Origin of the sequence: Comamonas resistens (assembly GCF_030064165.1) — a bacterium.
GTDB lineage: Bacteria > Pseudomonadota > Gammaproteobacteria > Burkholderiales > Burkholderiaceae_C > Comamonas > Comamonas resistens.
In genome coordinates this window covers 1,614,848-1,635,199 of the sequence record NZ_CP125947.1, presented here as the reverse complement: position 1 = coordinate 1,635,199, position 20,352 = coordinate 1,614,848, and the positions used below count along the sequence as shown (strand labels likewise).

Here is a 20,352-nt window from a genome sequence, read left to right as displayed (position 1 = left end):
CGCAACACATTCCATCAAAGAGACACCGAGCAAGCGCCGCCGCGCTGCAAGGGCCTCGTCCCCGCTAGGGGGAAGCTGCCAAGCAGCTCAGGGAGCAATAGATATGTTCACGACTGAATTCCTGGATCTGCCCGCACTGGACTCCGCCAACGGCACCGTCAGCCTGCCCGGCTCCAAGAGCATCTCCAATCGCGTGCTGCTGCTGGCGGCGATGAGCCAGGGCACGACCACCATTCACGACCTGCTGGATTCGGACGACACCCGCGTCATGCTGGCCGGACTCAAGCAGCTGGGATGCAGCATCAGCCCGGACGTCGTCACCCCTGGCCAGGCCATTGCGGTCACCGGCATCGGTGGTCAGCTGCCGGCCGGCACTGCGGCCACGCTGTTCCTGGGCAATGCCGGCACGGCCATGCGCCCGCTGACTGCGGCGCTGTCGGTGCTGGGCGGCGACTTCGAGATGACCGGCGTGCCCCGGATGTACGAACGCCCGATCGGCGACCTGGTCGATGCGCTGCGCCAGCTGGGCTGCAAGATCGACTATCTGAAGGATGAAGGTTTTCCGCCCCTGAAGATCGGACAGCCCGACTTCAGCCAGCTGGGTAGCGAATCCATCAAGGTGCGCGGCGATGTCTCCAGCCAGTTCCTGACCTCGCTGCTGATGGCCTTGCCCTTGTTGGCCAATGTCCCCGGGGCACAGCGCGATATCACCATCGAAGTGGTGGGCGAGCTGATCTCCAAACCCTATATCCACATCACGCTGGAGCTGCTGGCGCGCTTCGGCATTGCCGTAAAGAATGACAGCTGGCAGCGCTTTGTGATTCCCGCAGGCAGCCGCTACCAGTCGCCCGGTGCCATCCATGTGGAGGCCGACGCCTCCTCCGCAAGTTACTTCATCGCCCTGGGGGCCATTGCCACCGGCACAATCGATGAAGCCGATGCCGACAGCACGGCGGAGCGCAAGAGCATCCGCATTCTGGGTGTGGGCCAGGACTCGATTCAAGGCGATATCCGCTTTATCGAAGCCGCCCAGGCCATGGGAGCGCAAGTTGAAAGCGGCCCCAACTGGCTGCAGGTCAGCCGTGGCAGCTGGCCTCTCAAGGCCATCGACCTCGATTGCAACCATATCCCCGACGCCGCCATGACGCTGGGCGTGATGGCCCTGTATGCCGACGGAGTGACCACGCTGCGCAATATCGCCAGCTGGCGCGTGAAGGAAACCGACCGCATCGCCGCCATGGCCATAGAGCTGCGCAAGCTCGGCGCCACGGTGGAGGAAGGCGCGGACTTTATCCGCATCACGCCACCAGCGACCAAGGCCCATTGGAAGGCCGCCAGCATTCACACTTATGACGACCATCGCGTCGCCATGTGCTTTTCGCTGGCCGCTTTCAATCCGGCCAAACTGCCCGTGCGCATCGAAGACCCAAAGTGCGTGGCCAAGACCTTCCCCGACTATTTCGAGGCCCTGTTCTCGGTCTGCCAGACCGAGCGCGAACATATCCCCGTGATCTGCATCGACGGCCCCACGGCCTCGGGCAAGGGCACGATTGCCGCAGAAGTCGCCAAGGCTCTGGGCTACCAGCTGCTGGACTCCGGCGCGCTCTACCGCATCACGGGCCTGGCCGCATCGCGTGCAGGCATGACGCTGGACGAATCCAACGAGGAAGCCATTGCCGAGATGGCGCTTGAGATGCCCGTGCATTTTGATGCCCAGCAGCGCGTGTGGCTCGGTGACGAGGACATCAGTCTGGCCATCCGTAGCGAAGAAGCCGGCATGAATGCCTCGCGCGTGTCCACCCTGCCCGCCGTACGCGGCGCACTGGTCGATTTGCAACTGGCTTTCCAGGCTCTTCCCGGCCTGGTTGCCGACGGTCGCGACATGGGCACGGTGATCTTTCCCCATGCGCCGCTCAAGGTCTATTTGTGGGCTTCCGCCCAATGCCGCGCCGAACGGCGCCATAAACAGTTGATTTCCAAAGGGATTTCAGCTAATATTTCCACCCTTTTGGCAGACCTTGAGGCGCGCGACGCCCGCGACATGAATCGCGCGACCGCGCCACTCAAGCCCGCCGAGGATTCTTTGCAGCTCGACAGCTCCGAGATGACCATTGAAGAAGTGGTTGCCCAGGTGCTGATGTGGTGGCAGGAACGCCAGCCGTTTGGCCGCTCTTGATTTTTCAGGTGCAGCCCCGCAGCTGACTTGTTGGCCCTTGATGTCAGGCCCCGCAGATCGCGAGCCGGCAGCAAGGTTGTTAACCTTTAACCCCGTGGGTCTCAAACCCGCAACCCTCCGCATTCAGTCATAAAAACGGTGGCAATGGTGCTGCCGGAAACCTGTTTGCGGTCAAGGAACTACATGTCTGAATCTTTTGCCGCCCTTTTTGAAGAGTCGTTGACACGCACCGAAATGCGTCCTGGCGAAGTCATTACCGCTGAAGTCGTGCGCGTTGAGCACAACTTCGTGGTGGTGAACGCCGGCCTGAAGTCGGAAGCCTACGTGCCTCTGGACGAGTTCAAGAACGACCAGGGCGAAGTCGAAGTCCAAGTGGGTGACTTCGTTTCCGTGGCCATCGGCTCCATCGAAAACGGTTACGGCGACACCATCCTGTCGCGCGACACCGCCAAGCGTCTGGCTTCCTGGCTGTCGCTGGAAAAGGCTCTGGAATCCGGCGAATTCGTGACCGGCACCACTTCCGGCAAGGTCAAGGGCGGTCTGACCGTTCTGGTCAACGGCATCCGCGCATTCCTGCCCGGTTCGCTGATCGACACACGTCCTATCAAGGACCTGACCCCCTACGAAAACAAGACCATGGAATTCAAGGTCATCAAGCTGGACCGCAAGCGCAACAACGTTGTGCTGTCGCGTCGCGCTGTGGTGGAAGCCTCCATGGGCGAAGAGCGCGCCAAGCTGATGGAAACCCTGAAGGAAGGCGCTATCGTTCAGGGCGTGGTCAAGAACATCACCGAATACGGTGCGTTCGTGGACCTGGGCGGTATTGACGGCCTGCTGCACATCACCGACATGGCATGGCGCCGCGTGCGTCACCCTTCCGAAGTGGTGACTGCCGGCCAGGAAATCACGGCCAAGATCCTGAAGTTCGACACCGAAAAGAACCGCGTGTCCCTGGGTCTGAAGCAAATGGGCGACGACCCATGGATGGGTGTGGCTCGCCGCTACCCCTCGGGCACTCGTCTGTTCGGCAAGGTCACCAACATTGCCGACTACGGTGCATTCGTGGAACTGGAACCCGGCATCGAAGGCCTGGTGCACGTTTCCGAAATGGACTGGACCAACAAGAACATTGCTCCTACCAAGCTCGTGTCCCTGGGCGACGAAGTGGAAGTCATGGTTCTGGAAATCGACGAAGACAAGCGTCGCATCTCCCTGGGCATGAAGCAGTGCAAGGCTAACCCCTGGCAAGAATTCGCCCAGAACACCAAGCGCGGCGACCGCGTGAAGGGCCCCATCAAGTCCATCACCGACTTCGGCGTGTTCGTGGGTCTGGCTGCCGGTATCGACGGCCTGGTTCACCTGTCCGACCTGTCCTGGAACGAAACCGGCGAAGCCGCTGTTCGTAACTACAAGAAGGGCCAGGAAGTCGAAGCCATCGTGCTGGCCGTGGACGTTGAGCGCGAGCGCATCTCCCTGGGCATCAAGCAACTGGACAGCGACCCCTTCACCACGTTCACCACTGTGAACGACAAGGGCCAAGTCGTGACCGGCAAGGTCAAGACTGTGGACGCCAAGGGCGCTGAAATCGACCTGGGCGAAGACATCATCGGTTACCTGCGCGCTTCGGAAATCTCCATCGACCGCGTGGAAGATGCCCGTTCCGTGCTGAAGGAAGGCGACGAAGTGACTGCCGTGGTGGTGAACGTGGATCGCAAGAGCCGCAACATCCAGCTGTCCATCAAGCAAAAGGATCACGCTGAACAGCAGACAGCCATGGCTTCTCTGTCGGCTCAGTCCTCCAAGGAAAACGCTGGTACCACCAGCCTGGGCGCCCTGCTGCGCGCCAAGCTGGACGCTGACAAGTAATTCTTGCCTCAGCCGGTCGGTCAGCTGGTCTGACCGACTGCTCAGCGTCAAAGACAACGGGCGCCTTGTGCGCCCGTTGTTGTTTTCAACCTAGCTTTCATCATCCGATGACCCGATCCGACCTCGTCGAAGAACTTGCCGCCCGATTCGGCCAACTCAACCAACGCGATGCAGAACAGGCCGTCAAGACCATTCTGGACGCCGTCAGCGACGCACTGGTACGCGGTCACCGCATCGAAATTCGCGGCTTCGGCAGCTTTGCCATCAATCATCGCCCGCCACGTATCGGCCGCAACCCCCGCAGCGGAGAATCGGTTCAAGTCCCCTCCAAGCGCGTACCCCATTTCAAGCCCGGCAAGGCCCTGCGCGAAGCCGTGGACAACCTCAAGACTCAAGAGCAGGCGCCCACGCAGGCACTCTGAGCAATACAGGCCTATTTGCCGACAGGCACATGGGCTGGCCTAAAATCTTCCCGTCACACAAGGGGAAGCATGAAATACCTGTTGTGGCTGCTCAAGGCAGCCATTTTTTTCACTCTGTTCGCCTTCGCACTCAACAACCAGCAAGACGCCACCGTGCATTTCTTCTTTGGCACGGCGTGGACCGCGCCCCTGGTGTTGATCGTGCTTGCAGCTTTCGCGCTGGGGCTGTTTGTGGGCGTGCTGGGCATGGTGCCGCGCTGGCTCAAGCATCGCAGCGCCGCCCGCGAAGTACAGGCCGGCAAGCATGCGGCACCCACCGCGGCCAACCCATCCGCGGCAGAGAACTCCGCCACCGCCGCTGCACCCCAGTCCTCTTCTTCGATCATCTCCCCGAGCGACCTGCATGGAATTTAACCTGACTTGGATCTTGCTGGGCTTGCCCGTCGCCTTTGTGCTTGGCTGGCTGGCATCGCGCTGGGATTTGCGCCAGGTACGCGCAGACAATCGCCAGGCACCCAGGGCCTATTTCAAGGGCCTGAACTTTCTGCTCAACGAGCAGCAGGACAAGGCGATTGACGCATTTATCGAGGCCGTGCAGAACGACCCCGACACCACCGAGCTGCACTTTGCCCTGGGCAATCTGTTTCGCCGCCGCGGCGAATACAACCGTGCCGTGCGCGTGCATGAGCATCTGCTGAGCCGCGCCGATCTCTCGCGCCCCGACCGGGACCGAGCCCAGCATGCACTGGCGCAGGACTTCCTCAAGGCCGGCCTGCTTGACCGCGCCGAGGAGGCCCTGAATCGACTGGAAGGCACGCAGTACGAAAGCGACGCCCGCCTGGCCCTGCTGGCCATCTACGAACGCTCGCGTGACTGGGTTCAAGCCGCTGCCATCGTGCGCAAAATGCAGGCAGCCAACCAGGGCGACTTCAGCACGCGCCTGGCTCACTATCTGTGTGAGGATGCCCAGACTCAGGTAGCCCACGGCCAGCTCGACAAGGCTTTTGTACAGCTGCAGCAGGCCCTGGAAACTGCTCCACAGGCGCCCCGCCCCCGCCTGGAGCTGGCACAGCTACAGCATCGCCAGGGACAGTCCGACAAGGCCTGGGCCAGCCTGCAGGCCTTGGCACAGCACAGCTCCATCGCGCTGCCGCTAGCGGCCAGCCTGATGGTGGAAGTCGCGGAAGCCACGGGAGAGATCGAGTCCATACGCGCGCTATTGCTCAAGCACTATGAGCAGCAGCCCTCGCTGGACCTATTGCAAGCCCTGGTGGCACTGGACAAGAAGAGCCAGAGCGCGAATGCCCTGGGCCGCACGCGCCTCGTCGAGCACCTGCAGCATGAGCCCTCCCTGGTAGCCGCAGCCCAATGGCTGGAGGGCGAAACCCTGGCCGAAGAGCAGTACCACGGTGCCGTGCAGAAAGCGTTGAACCATGCCACCAAGCCTTTGACACGTTACCGCTGCGCAGCCTGCGGCTTTGAGGCACGCACGCATTTCTGGCATTGCCCAGGATGCCAGAGCTGGGACAGCTACCCGGCACGTCGGGTCGAAGAGTTGTAAGCCACCCCTTCACGCCATCAAAAAGCCAACTGGCTTCGCATCCCCTCCCTGCGTCAGAGGTGGCATGCGAAGCCGGTCGGCTTTTTGCTTTACCGATTCTGGGTACGTGGGAAGGTTCAGGACAGCTCCCTTAATGCTGCTCCCATTCGCCCCTGGGCATGTCCTGATGTCCTATCAACCAGGGCAGACGCGTCGCACTGCCCACCAGCGTACCCACCGCCCAGAACAGTGCGGAAACACCTACCACCGCCCCCAGGGAGCCAAACAGCACCGGCATCAGAACGCTGGAGCCGTTGATGGCCATCATGCGCAAACCCAGAGCCTCGCCATGTCGCTCGGTTGGGGTGATCTGGTGAATCATGCTCATCACCATGGGTTGCACCGAGCCCAGCACGATCCCCAAAAGAACCGAACAGCCCCCCATGCTCCAGGCTCCCGGCATGAATGGATAAGCAATGAACAGAATGCAGGCCGACACCATGGCACCCAGCACCACCTGCCACTCCGCCAGGTGGCGCGTCAAAATAGGGATCAGCATGCGAATGACGGCTGCCGCTATCGCAAATGCTCCCAGAATGGTGCCGATCACCGAAGCGGGCAGTCCGCGCTCATGCCCCAGAATCGGCACGACAAAGGTATGCACATCCCAGCAGGAGGACAGTGCCCAGTTCAGCAGCAGCAAACGCCTGAAACCTCGGTTCTCCAGCAGATCCCAGGCCGTGGCCTTTTTACCGACACCAGAGACTTGCACAGGCGGCAACTCCTGCACCGTACGCGCCCAGAACCAGGCAGCCAGCGGCATCAAGGCCAGCAGCACAAAAGCGGCCCTGAAACCTACATCGCTGGCAGCTTCGCCTCCTGCGTAGTCAATCAGCAGGCCCGCGGCGAACGGCCCCAGGAAATTGGAAATCGCCGGCCCTATGGCCAGCCAGCTGAAGACCTTGCGCAGCTCCTCCTTGTTGTGCGCCATGCGGCCCACATGGCGCTGCAACGCAATCAGAGCCGTGCCTGCCGCACCTCCGGTGAGCAAGGCGCTCGCGCACAGCACCGGGTAAAGCGGGAAGATCACCGCCAAACCAGCCCCGGAGCTCGCAGCCACCACACTGAGGATCAAGGGGCGCTTGAGCCCGTGGCGATCGGCATAACGCCCGGCCGGCAAGGACAGAAACACCTGCGTCAGCGCAAACAGTGCCAGCAGCATACCCACGGCTGCTGCGCTATAGCCTTCCCTGAGCGCCAGCAACGGCGTGGCCATGCGCATGCCCGTCATGCAGCCGTGAATGCAGATTTGCGCCAGGATCAAGCGCAGCAACGCAGCATTCATTCTTCATCCTCGGCACTGATCTGATCGTTGCCTGGTGGCGTTGCCGGGAACAAAGGCTGCTCAGGCCCGGCAGTGGCCGGCAGCTCCTGCACATTGCGCAGATGGCGCTGAATGGCTCGGGTGCGCACACCCACCTGATCAAACCTGCGCGCCGCTGCATCAATAGATTTGCGCGTGGCCTCGACCACTTCACCGAACTTGCCAAACTCCGTCTTGACCTGGCCAAGCACGCCCCAGACTTCGGAAGAGCGCTTCTCAATCGCCAGGGTCTTGAAGCCCATCTGCAGGCTGCTGAGCATCGCGGCCAGATTCGCCGGGCCGGTGACCACGATACGGCTTTCGCTCTGCAGCGCCTCCACCAGGCCCGGCCGGCGCAGCACCTCGGCAAACAGGCCCTCGGTGGGCAGATACATCACGGCAAAGTCCGTGGTGTGCGGCGGCGCGATGTATTTGCTGGCGATCTTTTTGGCTTCACCGCGAATCGAGGTTTCAAACGCATTGCCCGCAGCCATGATGGCCACGCGATCCGCACTGTCCTGCGCATCCTGCAGGCGCTGGTAATGCTCGACCGGATACTTGGCATCGATGGGCAACCACACGGGCTGCTCGTCGTGGCGGCCCGGCAGGCGGATCGCAAACTCCACCAGCTCGTCGCTGCCCGGCACGGTCTTGACGTTCCTGGCGTACTGCTCGGGCGTCAACACATTGTCGATGATGGAGCCCAGCTGCAGCTCGCCCCAGGTGCCGCGCGACTTCACATTGGTCATCACGCGCTTGAGATCGCCCACGCTGCCCGCTAGGGTCTGCATCTCGCCCAGGCCTTTGTGCACCTGCTCCAGCCGGTCGCTGACCAGCTTGAAGGATTCGCCCAGACGCTGCTCCAGCGTGGCATGGAGTTTCTCATCGACGGTGCGCCGCATCTCGTCGAGCCGGGCGGCGTTATCGCTTTGAATCGTGGCCAGCCGCTCGTTGAGCGTACCGCGCAGTTGCTCGGCCGTGGTCTGCTGGCCTTGCGCCAATGCCCCCAGTTGCTGGCTCACGGCATCCTGCAGCACCGCAAACTGATGGCGCAATTGTTCGCCATTACCCGTGAGCTGGTCCTTGAGCGCCGCGCCCATATTGGTGCTCATATGGGTGAGCTGCTGCTGGATATCCCCCTTGAGCGAGTCCAATATGCCGCGCGTAGTTTCTGCCAGCGCCTCGAAGCGCTGCTGCACATGAGCCGTCTGCTCGATACTGCTTTGCACCAGCGCCGCACGGGCCTGCTGGCTGTCCGCCGTCAGGCGCTGCGCCAGCTGGCTCACTTCTTCCCGAAAACCGGTCAGGGCGGCCCCCTGCTCCCGGCGCGCCAGCTGGGCATCTTGCTGGGCCTGGGCCAGCTGTGTCTGCACATGCTGCGTCACACGATCGAGTGCACCATCGCTTTTGGCCACACTCATCTGTGTGCTCTGGCTGCTGCGCTCCAGCTGTTGCAGCCGCATATCCAGTGCCTGCATGCCTTGCAGCAACTGGGCCTGCAGTCTCAGGGCCTCCGGTCCCAGCGCTGATTCGGTCTGACGGCGCAAGTCCTGCAGCCGCCACAGCAGCACCAAAAGCAGGACCACGATCAATACGGCTGCCGCCGCCAACCCAAGCCACCACGTCGTCACTGTCTTGCCATGCCTTTCGCACTTTTGTTTTCATAGCTGACAGCGCTTACTGGGCAAGCGCTGCAGCCATATTTCGCATAGATTTCGCCAAGCAACCAGCCCCTGAAGACAGGGCCTGGCCGACTTTCACGCGCAAGCTGAAGTTTGCAAACACTTGCGTGCGGGCAAATTATCAGTCCTGCGCCTTCAATGCGAAATCAAACGAGACAAAAGTGTGAGCGCCTGTTGCCAGCGTGGCGGCCTCGAATCGGCAACAGGCTGCTGCCCAAATCAGGCGTCTGGGCCGACTTGCTGGGCAATGGCCATGGCGAACTTGCCTCCGCCCACCGACCAGTCCGAATAGTCGTTTTCGTGCGTGAAGATGAACACATCGGCGGGAGCCACACCTGCGTCCTTTTCCAGATTGGCGGCGATGTTGGCGTACAGGGCGCGCTTCATCGCATCGCTGCGGCCGCGGCGCATGGTGATCTCCACCACCACCACGCGGTCCGAGCGCTTGTAGCCGTTGAAGGTACGGCTGAAGAAGAACTTCTGCTCGTCATAGTCGTCAACCATGTTGAACAGCTCGTCGGCGGGCATGCCGATGCCATCGATCAAAGCCTGATGGATGCCGTTGACGATGGCCTGACGCTGAGCGGCTGGGGTGTCCTTGTGGACGCTGGTGCGGATAAAAGGCATGGCTGTCTCGTTGGAAATAAAAAAGCCCGCCGTGCACACAAGCGCCTGGCGGGCTGAAATTATCAAAGCCGGGACAGCGCTCAGACCACGCATCCGCCCTCAAACTGATGTGACGTGATGCAGCCTAATCGCCACCCGTCCCCGTTCATCAGACCAGCTGATTGACCGGCGTCAGCGGCCCCTTGCCTGCAAAGAAGGAAATCAGATTGTCGGCTGCCAGCCCTGCCATGGCCGAGCGCGTGCCCCTGGTGGCGCTGGCGATATGGGGCGTCAGCACCACATTGGGCACGGTCAGCAGATCCGGGTGCACGGCAGGCTCGCCCTCGAACACATCCAGGCCCGCTGCGGCAATGCGCTTGTCACGCAAAGCCTGAGCCAGGGCCGCATCATCGACAATGCCGCCGCGCGCGATATTGATCAGTGTGGCCGTGGACTTCATCCGGGCAATTTCTGCCGCACCGATGGCGTGACGGTTTTCGGGGGTGAGTGGCAGCACCAGCATCAGATGGTCTGCACGCTCCAGCAGCTCCGGTTTGCTGACATAGCTGGCCTTGCACTCTGCCTCCAGCGCCGTGTCGAGGCGCGAGCGGTTGTGATAGATGACCTTCATGCCAAAGCCATGGGCGGCGCGACGGGCAATGGCCTGACCGATACGGCCCATGCCCAGAATGCCCAGCGTGGAACCATGCACCTCGGCACCGGCAAACAGGTCGTAATGCCAGTCCTTCCACAGCCCCGCACGCAGATAGTGCTCGCTCTCGCAAATGCGGCGTGCCGTCGCCATCAGCAAGGCAAAGCCGAAATCCGCCGTGGTCTCGGTCAGCACATCGGGGGCGTTCGTGCCCTGCACGCCGGCAGCGGTCATCGCCGGTACATCGAAATTGTTGTAGCCCACGGCCATATTGGCCACGATCTTCAGCTGCGGGCAGGCCGCCAGCAGTTCGGCATTGATGGTCTGCGAGCCTGTGGTCAGCACGCCGTCCTTGCCCTGCAGTTGCCGAGCCAGCTCGGCTGCAGACCAGACCACATCGTCCTGATTGGACTGAACTTCAAAATGCTGCTGCAGCCGCTGCACCACCTCGGGCGAGATGGCGCGGGCAATCAGAATGCGGGGTTTGTGATTCATTGTTGTCTCCTCGGTGGTCAGGTGGCTGCCTCAGGGCATGAACCACAGCCATGTGATTGCCGCCAGCAACGGCAGCAGAATGCAGATGGACCAGGCCATATAGGCAAAAAAGCCGGGCATCTTGACGCCGCGATCTTCGGCAATCGCCTTGACCATGAGGTTGGGCGCATTGCCGATATAGGTGTTGGCCCCCATGAAAACCGCACCGGCCGAGATGGCGGTCAGCGTCAGCGCCATATCGGTCATCAGATGCCCCGGGTCACCACCCGCGGTATTGAAGAACACCAGATAGGTCGGCGCGTTGTCCAGAAAGGAGGACAGTACGCCCGTGGCCCAGAAATACATGGCAGGGTTGGGCGAACCATCACTGTTGGTGACCGCGCGCACCACAGCGCCGAAGGGACCGTCGACACCGGCCTTGAGCATGGCGATCACGGGAATGATGGTCAGGAAGATGCCGGCAAACAGCTTGGCAACCTCCTGCATCGGCCCCCAGCCAAACTCGTTGGCCTGATGCACGCGAGCCGGTGTAAGCCTGATCGACAGCAGCGCAACCACAAGCAGGCCCACATCTCGCACCAGTCCCGGCACGCCCACATGGGTGCCTGCAATCTCGAAGCCTGCCGGTGTTCGCCATACGCCGCTGATCAGCACCAGAGCCACCACCACCGCCAGCAGCGCAAAGTTCAGTTTGCCATCAAATCCCAGACGGCTTTGCGTACCCGTCACATCGACGCTGGGTGTGGGGTCGGGCAGATCGGTCTCGCCTTTCTCGCTCATCAGACGGTGGTCGATCACATAGAAGATCGCCAGCAGCGCCAGCGTGAGGAACAGCATGGGACCCCAGATATGGCGCACCGTCCAGAAGAAATCCACGCCCTTCAGAAAGCCCAGGAACAGAGGCGGATCACCGAGCGGCGTGAGCGCCCCGCCGGCGTTGGAGACGATGAAGATGAAAAACACGACCACATGGGCCTGATGACGTCGGTTGTCATTGGCACGCAGCAAAGGACGAATCAGCAGCATCGAAGCGCCTGTCGTTCCCATGAAGCTGGCCAGCACGGCACCGATCGCCAAAATGGCTGTATTGAGCCCCGGCGACCCGCGCAGATTGCCGCGCACATAAATACCGCCAGCCACGGTGTACAGCGCGGTCAGCAGGATGACAAACGGCAAGTACTCGGCCAGCAGCGCATGGACAAGATTCACCCCGGCAGCGCCCATGCCATAGACCAGCGCAAACGGCAGCAGAAAAGCCAGCGCCCAGCCCGCAGTCACTTTGCCAAAGTGCTGATGCCAGAAATGCGGTGCCAGCAAGGGCATCAGCGCAATCGACAGCAGCATGCCCACAAACGGAACGCCCCAGGCCACGGACATGGCTGCGCCGTCGATTTCTGCCGCTCGGGCGCTGCCGACGGCCAAGGTTGTTGCCATGGCCACGGCGGCCTTGACCCAAGGTTTGCGGTTGTTCAAAAGGCCTTCCTCCATCTACCTTAGGACCTGGGCAAACAAGGATGAGCAAGAATGCCGCCTTGAGGCGCAGCGCCTGCCTGCACCTGATTTGCCTAAGTCATGTACCCCTCTGCCGCGATGGCCGGGCCTGCCCAGGCCATCGCAACTTCTATTCAAGCTCTCTGTGGTGCGGCAATGCTGAACACCTGACGCAGATAGGCCAGATATTTCTCGTCATCGCACATGCTCTTGCCCGGCGTGTCCGACAGCTTGGCCACGGGCTGGCCATTGCAGCGCGTCATCTTGATCACGATTTGCAGCGGCACATGGCTGGGCGGGCTGCCCAGGTCATTGGTCAGATTCGTGCCGATGCCGAAAGCGAGCTGGCAACGGCCATTGAAACGCTCGAACAGCTCAATGGTCTTGGGAATCGTCAGTCCGTCGCTGAAGATCAGCACCTTGCTCAGCGGGTCGATCTTGTTGGCCTTGTAGTGCGCAATCAGGCGCTCACCCCAGTCAAACGGGTCACCGCTGTCATGGCGCGCGCCGTCGAACAACTTGCAGAAGTACAGATCGAAGTCACGCAGGAACGCCGACATGCCGTAGACATCGGACAGCGCAATGCCCAGATCGCCACGATATTCCCGAGCCCAGGTCTCGAAACCAAAGATCTGGCTGTCGCGCAGCCGTGGGCCCAGAGACTGGCAGGCCTGCAGATATTCATGGGCCAAGGTACCCAACGGAATCAGGCCCAGCTTCATCGCGTACAGCACATTGCTCGTGCCTGCCAGCTGGCCCTTGCGCTGGCCCGAAGCTGGACCATTCACGCGCGAGCCTGCATGGCCCAGCTTGGCGCAGAGCACGCGCAGCACCTCTTCATGCCAGGCCTTGGAAAAGCGCCTGCGCGTACCGTAATCGGCAATCTTGAGCGACTCCAGGCCAGTGCCCTGCAGCAGTGCGATCTTCTCGTCCAGGCGCTTGCGCCCCTCCAGAAAATCGGGCACGGGCTGGGTATTGCGGAAGTACACCTCATTGACGATGGCCAGCACCGGAATTTCGAAAAGAATCGTGTGCAGCCATGGGCCTTTGATGGTGATGTCGATCTCTCCATTGGCCAAAGGCGTGACCGTGATGTATTTGTCGTTGAGCTGAAACAGGCTCAGAAAATCCACAAAATCGCTTTTGATAAAGCGCAGCGAACTCAGATAGGCCAGCTCGGCATCCTGAAAGCGCAGCTTGCACAGCGAACGGATCTCTTCGCGGATTTCATTGACATAGGGAGCCAGCTCCACTCCGGGATTGCGGCATTTGAAGCGGTATTCCACCTGCGCGCCCGGAAACTGATGCAGCACCACCTGCATCATCGTGAATTTGTACAGGTCGGTGTCTAGCAGGCTGGTGATGATCATGGACGACGGTGGGCCTTGGCGGTCCGTGTTCAATCATTGGACAAGGTTGGCCGCATGCATGCCCGGCCCGCCTCAAGAAGGTTTATGAGTGTAGGCGATTCACAGTGAGCCAATGGCCTCTGGCCTTAACTGCCCTGCCTGAGCCAAGGGCTCAGCAAAAACTTGATGAAATATGGCTGCAGCGCTTATCCATCAAGCGCTATCAGCTATGTTTCTTGAGAACCTCAGGTCTTCAACGGCAGCAATGCCTGGCGCAGGGCTTCAGGCAGGCTCGCCGGCCTGCGCGACTCACGATCCACATAGACATGGACAAAGTGCCCGGCCGCCGCCGAATGCGTCTGTCCCTTGGCAAACAGACCCACCTCATAGCGCACACTGGAGCTGCCGATATGCGCGACGCGAATCCCCGCCTCCACGGACTGCGGAAAGGCCAGTGGAGCAAAGTAATTGCACTGCGTCTCTATGACCAGACCAATGGTCTGGCCCGCATGAATATCCAGCGCTCCATGCTCGATCAGATAGGCATTCACTGCCGTATCGAACCAGCTGTAATAGACGACGTTATTCACATGCCCATAGACATCGTTGTCAGACCAGCGCGTGCTGATATCGCGAAATACACAATAACTGCTGCGCTCCTGTGGCTGTGCCCGGCCTGCTTTGGGGGATTGGATTTCACTCATTCAGGCATTTTGCAGCCCGCCTTGAAAGCCGTCAGCACACAGGCGACATGGGTACACAAGCTAATGCCTGCCTCTCTCAAAGTCAGTTATCCGACATAACAAAGTTGAGAGAAATCAAATACTTACTCAAAAACAACAGTCATCAATCTTTTGTGCTGCACTGCAACAATTTAATGCTTGCATTGCCGAAGAAACTCTTTCACAATTCATTCCATGCTGCACTGCAACATAAAGTCATTCAAGGAGAATGATCATGTCAGAGCAGATGTTTCTCCGGTCCGATCCCTTTGTTAGATCCGTAAATTTGGAGCATTGAAATGAGCCTGACCCCTGACCAAATCCTGAGCGCCCACAAAGCCAACATCGAAACCCTGTTCGGCCTGACCAGCAAGGCTTTCGCCGGCGTGGAAAAGCTGGTGGAACTGAATGTCACCGCTTCTCGCGCAGCCCTGAACGAAGCTGCCCAGCACACACAAGCTGTTCTGAGCGTCAAGGACGCACAAGAGCTGTTGACACTGCAAGCCGGCCTGTTCCAGCCCCTGGCAGAGAAGACCGCTTCTTACAGCCGCCACCTGTATGACATCGCCAGCAGCACCGCTGCCGAATTCAACAAGGCCCTGGAAGCCCAGTCCGCCGAAGCTCGCAAGAACTTCAACAGCCTGGTGGAAACTTCCGCCAAGAACGCTCCCGCCGGTTCCGAATCTGCCGTGGCCGTGCTGAAGAGCGCCGTTTCTGCCGCCAACAGCGCTTTTGACTCCGTGCAAAAGGCTGTCAAGCAAGCCTCCGACGTCGCCGAAGCCAACTTCAATGCCGCCACCCAAACCGCTGCCGAAGCGGTGAAGACCGCCTCCAGCGGCAAGCGTTAAGCAAGGTTTTTCTGCAGGCTTGGCAATACCTAGGGTTTACACCTATAATTGCCAGCATGCGAGATCAGACGATCTCACACAAGTTGTCTCCTTGGATCCTCCTGAAACCCCCGTTTCACGGATCCCTTCAAGCCCGGCCTTTTGAGACCGGGCTTTTTTTTGTGCGCTTTCCGCAATACGAATACTGGCCGGTCTCTGTGCATAATTGACGTTTACGTCAACGTCACATTTCAGGAGACAGCTCATGCAAATTCAGGATCGGGTATTCATCGTCACCGGCGGTGCTTCGGGTTTGGGAGAAGGCACGGCCCGCATGCTGGCCGCCAATGGCGGCAAGGTTGTGATTGCGGACATGAACACCGAGCGCGGTGAGGCCGTAGCGCGCGAAATCGCCGGTGTTTATCTGCGCTGCGATGTCAGCAACGAAGCCGATGGTCAGGCCGTGGTGGCCAAGGCTACCAGCCTGGGCAAGCTGGTTGGCCTGGTGAACTGTGCAGGCATTGCTCCTGCAGAAAAAACCGTGGGCAAGAACGGCCCCCATAGCCTGGCCACCTATACCAAGACCATCATGGTCAACCTGGTTGGCAGCTTCAACATGATTCGCCTGGCATCCGATGCCATGAGCAAGAACGAGCCCGAAGCTACCGGCGAGCGTGGTGTGCTGATCTCCACGGCCAGCGTTGCAGCCTATGACGGCCAGATCGGCCAGGCGGCCTATGCTGCCTCCAAGGGTGGTGTCGTCGGCATGACCCTGCCCATCGCTCGCGACCTGGCGCGCAGCGGTATCCGCAATATGACGATTGCGCCCGGCATCTTTGGCACCCCCATGCTGTTCACCATGCCGCAGGAAGTGCAGGATGCACTGGCCGCCAGCGTGCCCTTCCCCAGCCGCCTCGGCAAGCCCGAGGACTATGCCAAGCTGGTCAAACATATCCTGGACAACGATATGCTCAACGGCGAAGTGATCCGTCTGGACGGCGCCATCCGCATGGCACCCAAGTAATTCCATCCATATCGAAGACATGGCCTTTACGAAGGCCTGTTTTCTTTTCAGGCAAAGAAAAAACCGCCATCAATTGCTTGATGGCGGTTTTTGTATCTGGCGGAGTGGACGGGACTCGAACCCGCGACCCCCGGCGTGACAGGCCGGTATTCTAACCAACTGAACTACCACTCCTGGCAGGAAGCTTTGCTACATATCATGTAGCTGCAAGCGCTTCAAACTTGGCGACCCTACGGGGATTCGAACCCCGGTACTCACCGTGAAAGGGTGATGTCCTAGGCCTCTAGACGATAGGGTCAATTCCTAGAACGTTTCTGATCTTTCGATCAGTCGTCAAAAATTTTGGTGGAGGTAAACGGGATCGAACCGATGACCTCTTGCATGCCATGCAAGCGCTCTCCCAGCTGAGCTATACCCCCTTGAGCAACAAGACAGTGCCTCATCGCTGCAGTACAAAAATTGTAGCACAGCCTTTTTGACCCGATTTTCGAAAATCGCGAAATTTTCCTTCAGCGCATGAAAAAGGGGCGCACATGGCGCCCCTTCGAATTGTTGCCCAGCCGGTATCAGACCTCTTCACCATCGCGGATGCGATGCATCTCGGCGATGTCCACCGTCCAGACCAATCCGTCACCGATCTGACCGGTACGGCAGGCATTGACAATGGCTTCACGAATCGGCTCGACCATGGACTCATCGGCAATCACGCACACCATCAGCTTGTCCGAAAAATCGGTCAGCTCATCCTTGACGGTACGCTTGTCTATCGCTGCAGGCGCAGTAAAGCCTTCGGCCTTGAAAAGGGTCACGCCCGGAAAATTGGGAATGGCACGCAAGGCTGCGCGCAAACGCTCCAGCCGGCTCGGTCGCACGATGGCCCGGATTTCTTTCATCGTCATCGTTCTCTCTCCTATCCATGTTCACGCCTTCAAAATTCGGCGCTGACTGAGTCAGAGACACCGCGCAAGAGCTGCCCCGTTGCAGCGGTGTCGCCCGCTCCGGCGTCAAGCGCCAGAGAGGGGAAAGCGGCAACGCCGCACAGGTGGCTTACGCTTCCCTCGGCTTTTCATCAAACCAGCGGTACAGCGTGGGCAATACCACCAGCGTCAGCAGCGTCGAAGAAATCAGACCGCCAATCACCACAATCGCCAGCGGTCGTTGGACTTCAGAGCCTGGTCCCGTCGCAAACAGAAAAGGCACCAGCCCCAGCAAGGCCACCGTCGCGGTCATCATCACCGGACGAAAACGCTGAGCACAGCCTTCGCGCACGGCGTCATGCACGCTCATGCCGTCTTCGCGCAGATGACGGATGCAGGTCACCAACACCACGCCATTGAGCACGGCAATACCCCAGAGCGCGATAAAGCCCACCGACGCGGGAACGCTCACATATTCGCCAGTGACGAACAGGCCGATCAGACCGCCAATCGAAGCAAAGGGCAGCACCAGAATGATGAGACTGGCCAGCTTGACCGAGTTGAACAACAGGAACAGCAGGAAGAAGATGGCCGCAATGGTCAGCGGCACGATCACCTGCAGCGTCCCCATGGCACGCTCCATGTTCTCGAACTGGCCACCGAACTTGAAGTAGTAGCCGTCGGGCAGCTTCACCTCCTGCGCCAGGCGTTGCTCGACCTCGGTCACAAAGCCACCCAGGTCACGCCCTTCCACATTGGCCCCCACCACCACACGGCGCTTGCCGCCTTCACGGCTGATCTGTGCAGGGCCGTCCACCAGTTCGATGCGTGCCACATTGTTCAACGGCACCTGCCCCCCGGTCGCCGTGGTCAGCAGCGTTGCCCCAATCGATGCAGGCGAGCTGCGGAAGGCTTCAGGAAAGCGCACCACCACGGCATAGCGGCGCTCGCCCTCATACAGCGTGGTCACGTCTTTGCCGCCAATGGCCGACTCCAGCACGCTTTGCACATCGGCCACATTGAGGCCATGGCGCGCAATCGCCTTGCGGTCGATATCCACGGTCAAGGCCTGCTGGCCGGACAGGCGCTCGATGCGAATGTCCGTGCTGCCATGCACGCTCTTGAGGATTCGCGCCACCTGCTCGGACACATCCTTGAGCTCATCGAGTTCGTCGCCAAAGATCTTGATGGCCAGCTGCGAGCGCACGCCCGTCACCATTTCGTCCACACGCTCCGAAATCGGCTGGGACAGCACGATCTGAACACCAGGAATCTTGGACAGGCGCTGACGGATGTCCTCATCGATCTCGTCCTGCGTGCGCTCGGACTCGGGGTCCAGCAGCACGATGGGATCAGACTCGTTGGGACCTGCAGGGTCGGCCGGCGACTCTCCACGCCCCAGCTTGGAAACCACGGATTTCACACCATCGACCTGCGCCACCTCCTTCATCGCGGCCATTTCCATGCGAATGGATTCATCCAGCGAGATGCTGGGAACGCGATTGATCTGAGGCGTCAGCGCCCCCTCCTTCATGGTCGGCATGAAGGACTTGCCCAGAAAGGGAAACAGGCCCAGAGAGCCAATCAGCAGAATCACGGCCACGGCCAGCGTGAGGCGGTTGCGCGATGTCGCGGCCTCCAGCAGGCGCATGTAGTGGCGCTTGAGGAAGGCGATCAGCTTGGTGTCATGATCCGCGCCGCCCTTGAGGAAGTACGAGCACAGCACGGGCGACAGGAACAGCGAGACTGCCAGCGAGACCGCCAGCGCCATGGCGATCGTCAGCGCCAGCGGCCCAAACATCTTGCCTTCGATACCCTGCAGCGTCATCAATGGCAGGAACACCAGGATGATGATGGCAATACCGAAAATGGTCGGCGTTGCTACTTCTGTAGTAGCGGACAGCACAGTACGCACGCGCTCCCCGACGCTATTTCCCGCTTGCCCCAGCTTGTGAAAGACATTCTCCACCACCACCACGGTCGCGTCCACCATCAGGCCGATGGCAATCGCCAGCCCCCCGAGAGACATCAGATTGGCGGAGATGCCGTACTTGTTCATTAGGATGAAAGTCGTCAGCGGCGTGATGATGAGCGTCGCCACAACGATCAGGCTGGAGCGCACATCGCCCAGGAAGATGAACAGCACGACGACCACCAGGAAGATGCCTTCGATCAGCACCTTGCCAACGGTCCACAAGGCAGAATCCACCAGATCGGTACGGTCGTAGTACGAGACGATCTGCAGACCCCCAGGCAGCATGCCCTTGGAATTGATTTCCTCCACGCGCTCCTTCACGCGGGTCACCACTTCCTTGGCATTGCCGCCGCGCATCATCAGCACGATGCCGGAGACACCTTCGGTATAGCCGCCCTTGATGATGGCGCCCTGGCGCACTTCGGCGCCGATCTGCACCGTGGCCACATCACGCACGTAGACGGGAATGCCTGCCTGCTCCTTGAGCACGATGTTGCCGATATCGTCCAGCGAACGGATCATGCCCACGCCGCGAATCAGATACTGCTCGGTGACCTGGGGCAGGATACCGCCGCTGGCGTTGGCATTGTTATCCGCCACGGCCTGAACCACCTGGCGCACGGTCAGGTCATAGTGACGCAAGCGGCTTGGGTCCACCAGTACCTGGTACTGCTTGACATAGCCACCTTGCGAGTTGATTTCCGCCACGCCGGGAATGGAGCGCAGCAACGGACGCGCCACCCAGTCCTGGATGGTGCGCCGCTCGGTCAGCTCGGCCTGTGTCAGCTCGCGCTTGCCGTCGTCGGGATGGTCAAGCGTGTACTGATAGACCTCGCCCAAACCTGTGGAAACAGGCCCCAGCACGGGAACAATGCCCTGCGGCATGCGCGGCGTGACCTCGATCAGCCGCTCCGTCACCAGTTGGCGGGCAAAGTACACATCGGTCGCATCGGTGAACACCAGGGTGATGATGGACAGGCCGCTCTTGTTGAGCGAGCGCATCTCCGTCAGGCCCGGCAAGCCGGTCATGGCGATTTCCAGCGGTACGGTCACGAAGCGCTCGATTTCCTCGGGCGAGCGTCCTGGCGCTTCGGTCGCGATCTGCACCTGCACATTGGTCACATCGGGGAATGCATCCACCGAGAGATTCATGGCAGCACGCAGGCCGAATCCGCACATCACCAGGGCAAGCACGATCACCACCAGCCGCTGCGATAGCGCGGCACGAATCATGGAGGCAATCAT

At 60.4% G+C, this 20,352-nt stretch carries 17 protein-coding genes and 3 tRNA genes; 8 read left to right on the top strand and 12 right to left on the bottom strand.

The window, feature by feature from the left end; translation table 11 throughout:
- The first annotated feature begins 103 nt into the window (after positions 1-103).
- From QMY55_RS07545 to lapB, 5 genes are all read left to right on the top strand, one after another.
- Positions 104-2,176 (top strand): bifunctional 3-phosphoshikimate 1-carboxyvinyltransferase/cytidylate kinase, encoded by a 2,073-nt coding sequence (locus QMY55_RS07545; RefSeq protein WP_283488033.1) that lies wholly within the window; start codon positions 104-106, stop codon positions 2,174-2,176.
- A gap of 183 nt (positions 2,177-2,359) precedes the next feature.
- On the top strand, positions 2,360-4,042 hold the full coding sequence (gene rpsA, locus QMY55_RS07540; protein WP_283488032.1) for a 30S ribosomal protein S1: 1,683 nt from the start codon (positions 2,360-2,362) through the stop codon (positions 4,040-4,042).
- Between the two features lie 107 nt (positions 4,043-4,149).
- Positions 4,150-4,464, top strand: coding sequence for an integration host factor subunit beta (locus QMY55_RS07535; RefSeq protein ID WP_283488031.1), 315 nt, complete (start codon positions 4,150-4,152; stop codon positions 4,462-4,464).
- A 69-nt stretch (positions 4,465-4,533) separates the two neighbouring features.
- Positions 4,534-4,878, top strand: coding sequence for a LapA family protein (locus QMY55_RS07530; protein WP_283488030.1), 345 nt, complete (start codon positions 4,534-4,536; stop codon positions 4,876-4,878).
- On the top strand, positions 4,868-6,025 hold the full coding sequence (gene lapB, locus QMY55_RS07525) for a lipopolysaccharide assembly protein LapB (protein ID WP_283488029.1): 1,158 nt from the start codon (positions 4,868-4,870) through the stop codon (positions 6,023-6,025). Before QMY55_RS07530 ends, lapB begins: the two co-directional genes overlap by 11 nt.
- Positions 6,026-6,155: 130 nt before the next feature.
- Here lapB and QMY55_RS07520 read toward each other — a convergent pair whose 3' ends face one another.
- From QMY55_RS07520 to QMY55_RS07490, 7 genes are all read right to left on the bottom strand, one after another.
- Entirely contained in the window at positions 6,156-7,349 is a 1,194-nt protein-coding gene (locus QMY55_RS07520) for an MFS transporter (RefSeq protein ID WP_283488028.1), read from the bottom strand.
- Positions 7,346-8,956, bottom strand: coding sequence for a DNA recombination protein RmuC (rmuC, locus tag QMY55_RS07515; RefSeq protein ID WP_456064500.1), 1,611 nt, complete (start codon positions 8,954-8,956; stop codon positions 7,346-7,348). Before rmuC ends, QMY55_RS07520 begins: the two co-directional genes overlap by 4 nt.
- A gap of 312 nt (positions 8,957-9,268) precedes the next feature.
- Positions 9,269-9,676: a tautomerase family protein gene (locus tag QMY55_RS07510; protein ID WP_283488027.1), complete on the bottom strand. Its 408-nt coding sequence runs from the start codon at positions 9,674-9,676 to the stop codon at positions 9,269-9,271.
- Positions 9,677-9,824: 148 nt separating this feature from the next.
- Positions 9,825-10,802, bottom strand: a complete 978-nt coding sequence (locus tag QMY55_RS07505) for a 2-hydroxyacid dehydrogenase (protein WP_283488026.1) — start codon at positions 10,800-10,802, stop codon at positions 9,825-9,827.
- A 30-nt stretch (positions 10,803-10,832) separates the two neighbouring features.
- Positions 10,833-12,236, bottom strand: a complete 1,404-nt coding sequence (locus tag QMY55_RS07500; protein WP_283488902.1) for a sodium:proton antiporter — start codon at positions 12,234-12,236, stop codon at positions 10,833-10,835.
- A gap of 191 nt (positions 12,237-12,427) precedes the next feature.
- Positions 12,428-13,663: a nicotinate phosphoribosyltransferase gene (pncB, locus tag QMY55_RS07495; protein WP_283488025.1), complete on the bottom strand. Its 1,236-nt coding sequence runs from the start codon at positions 13,661-13,663 to the stop codon at positions 12,428-12,430.
- A 224-nt stretch (positions 13,664-13,887) separates the two neighbouring features.
- The gene (locus QMY55_RS07490) at positions 13,888-14,346 is read right to left on the bottom strand and encodes an acyl-CoA thioesterase (RefSeq protein ID WP_283488024.1); all 459 of its coding nucleotides are present in this window, start codon (positions 14,344-14,346) and stop codon (positions 13,888-13,890) included.
- Positions 14,347-14,393: 47 nt separating this feature from the next.
- On the opposite strand from QMY55_RS07490, the gene QMY55_RS07485 reads away from it, so the two are divergent.
- The 3 genes from QMY55_RS07485 (at position 14,394) to QMY55_RS07475 (ending at position 16,215) form a co-directional block, all read left to right on the top strand.
- Positions 14,394-14,597: a hypothetical protein gene (locus QMY55_RS07485; protein ID WP_283488023.1), complete on the top strand. Its 204-nt coding sequence runs from the start codon at positions 14,394-14,396 to the stop codon at positions 14,595-14,597.
- A gap of 66 nt (positions 14,598-14,663) precedes the next feature.
- Positions 14,664-15,212, top strand: coding sequence for a phasin family protein (locus tag QMY55_RS07480; RefSeq protein ID WP_283488022.1), 549 nt, complete (start codon positions 14,664-14,666; stop codon positions 15,210-15,212).
- Between the two features lie 244 nt (positions 15,213-15,456).
- The gene (locus QMY55_RS07475; RefSeq protein ID WP_283488021.1) at positions 15,457-16,215 is read left to right on the top strand and encodes a 3-hydroxyacyl-CoA dehydrogenase; all 759 of its coding nucleotides are present in this window, start codon (positions 15,457-15,459) and stop codon (positions 16,213-16,215) included.
- 97 nt (positions 16,216-16,312) lie between these two features.
- On the opposite strand, the gene QMY55_RS07470 is transcribed toward QMY55_RS07475, so the two are convergent.
- From QMY55_RS07470 to QMY55_RS07450, 5 genes are all read right to left on the bottom strand, one after another.
- Positions 16,313-16,389 (bottom strand) — tRNA-Asp (locus QMY55_RS07470).
- Positions 16,390-16,437: 48 nt separating this feature from the next.
- Positions 16,438-16,513, bottom strand: a tRNA-Glu gene (locus QMY55_RS07465).
- A 45-nt stretch (positions 16,514-16,558) separates the two neighbouring features.
- Positions 16,559-16,634, bottom strand: a tRNA-Ala gene (locus QMY55_RS07460).
- A gap of 147 nt (positions 16,635-16,781) precedes the next feature.
- Positions 16,782-17,114 (bottom strand): P-II family nitrogen regulator, encoded by a 333-nt coding sequence (locus tag QMY55_RS07455; protein ID WP_283488020.1) that lies wholly within the window; start codon positions 17,112-17,114, stop codon positions 16,782-16,784.
- A gap of 148 nt (positions 17,115-17,262) precedes the next feature.
- The gene (locus QMY55_RS07450; RefSeq protein WP_283488019.1) at positions 17,263-20,352 is read right to left on the bottom strand and encodes an efflux RND transporter permease subunit; all 3,090 of its coding nucleotides are present in this window, start codon (positions 20,350-20,352) and stop codon (positions 17,263-17,265) included.